This window comes from Streptomyces sp. NPDC053673 (assembly GCF_055585225.1).
On sequence record NZ_JBVJKN010000092.1, the window covers coordinates 1 to 1,870 of the forward strand.

Sequence of the window (1,870 nt, forward strand, 5' to 3'; positions counted from 1 at the left end):
CGTACGCGAACCAGGACGTGCCGTTCGAGCGGCTGGTCGAGGTGCTCAACCCCGAACGCTCCCTGGCCCGCCACCCCCTCTTCCAAGTCATGCTCACCATGCATGGCGAGCAGGACAACCAGGACGTTCCGCCGCTCGCGGGACTGGACACCTCCGCCCTGCGGCTGGAATCGAGCGCGGCCAAGGTCGACCTGGCGTTCGCCTTCTCCGGCGAAGCCAACGACGGCCTTCACGGAGCCCTGACGTATGCCGTGGACCTCTTCGACGCCGCTTCCGCCGAGGCGATGGTGGAACGTCTGATCCAGGTGCTGGACACGGTCGTCGCTTCCCCCGATGCGTCCACGCGTCGCGTGGACGTGCTGGTCGAGGATGAGCGCCGCCGGGTGCTGGAGGCGTGGAACGACACGACGGTCGAGGTGCCGCCTGCCTCGGTGCCGGTGCTGTTCGAGGAGCGGGTGCGTGCCGCCCCGAAGGCGGTCGCGGTGGTGTGCGGCGACGTGTCGTTGACGTATGCGGAGTTGGACGGGCGGGTGAATCGTCTGGCTCGGTTGTTGGTGTCGCGTGGGGTGGGGGTGGAGTCCCGCGTGGTGGTGGCGTTGCCGCGGTCGGTCGATGCGGTGGTTGCGTTGCTGGCGGTGCTGAAGACGGGCGGTGCGTACGTTCCGGTGGACCCGGAGTATCCGGCGGAGCGGATCGCGCATGTGGTGGAGGACTCGGCGCCGGTGCTGGTGCTGTCGGTCTCTGGCGCGCTGGACAGCGTGTCCGGGTCGGACGTCCCGGTCATCCTGCTCGACGACGTCGGTGTGACGGCCGAGCTCAAGGGCCTGTCGGGTACGTCGCTGGGGGTGGTGCCGGAGTTGTCGTCGGCGGCGTACACGATCTACACCTCCGGTTCGACCGGCCGCCCGAAGGGTGTGGTCGTACCGCACGGGGGTGTCGTCAATGTGCTGACGGGGCTGCGGCACGTGGTGAGTGCCGACCGGGTGCTGGCGGTGACGACGTTCGCGTTCGACATCGCGGTGGTGGAGCTGTTCGCCCCGCTGGTGTCGGGCGGATGCGTCGTGGTCGCCCCGTCCGACGTGGTCGCCGACGCCGAACTGCTGGTGGACCTGGCGGTCCGGGCGGACGTGTCGGTGATGCAGGCGACCCCCAGCCTCTGGCGCGAGATCCTGGCTGTTTCGGACGGTCGGCTGGCCGGCGTGCGGGCGCTGGTGGGCGGTGAGGCGCTGCCCGGTGAGGTGGCGTCGCTGATGGTGGATGAGCTGGCGTCGGTGGTGAACGTCTACGGGCCGACCGAGACGACCGTGTGGTCGACGAGTGCCCCGGTGACAGCAGATGCTCCGGTGTCGATTGGCGGACCGCTGGCCAATCAGCAGGTGTACGTGCTGGACGAGTGGCTGCGTCCGGTGCCGGTGGGTGTGCGTGGTGAGTTGTACATCGGCGGTGCGGGTGTGGTGCGGGGGTATCACGGCCGTGCGGATCTGACCGCGGAACGGTTCGTCGCCTGCCCGTGGGGTGGCGGCAGGATGTACCGCACGGGTGATGTGGTGCGGTGGCGGGCGGACGGTGTGCTGGAGTTCGTCGGCCGGGCTGATGCCCAGGTGAAGGTCCGCGGTTTCCGTATCGAGCTCGGTGAGGTCGAGTCCGGCCTGCTCGCCGTCGAGGGCGTGGCTCGGGCGGTCGCGGTCGTCAATGAAGGCGTCCTGGTCGGCTATGTCGTCCCCGAACCGGATACCGCCGTTGACGGCGGCGCGGTTCGGGAAGGCGTACGCTCCCGGCTGCCGGAGTACATGGTGCCCACGGTCGTGGTCGTCCTGGACGCCATTCCGCTGACGCCGAACGGGAAGGTCGACCGCCGGGCCCTGCCGGC

Annotated in this window: 1 protein-coding gene; it reads left to right on the top strand. The window is 69.7% G+C overall.

Features of this window, described 5'->3' with window-relative positions:
• Window positions 1–1,870 (top strand): non-ribosomal peptide synthetase (locus tag ACZ6ZQ_RS38475; protein ID WP_469773183.1); only part of this gene is annotated, 1,870 nt, incomplete at both ends.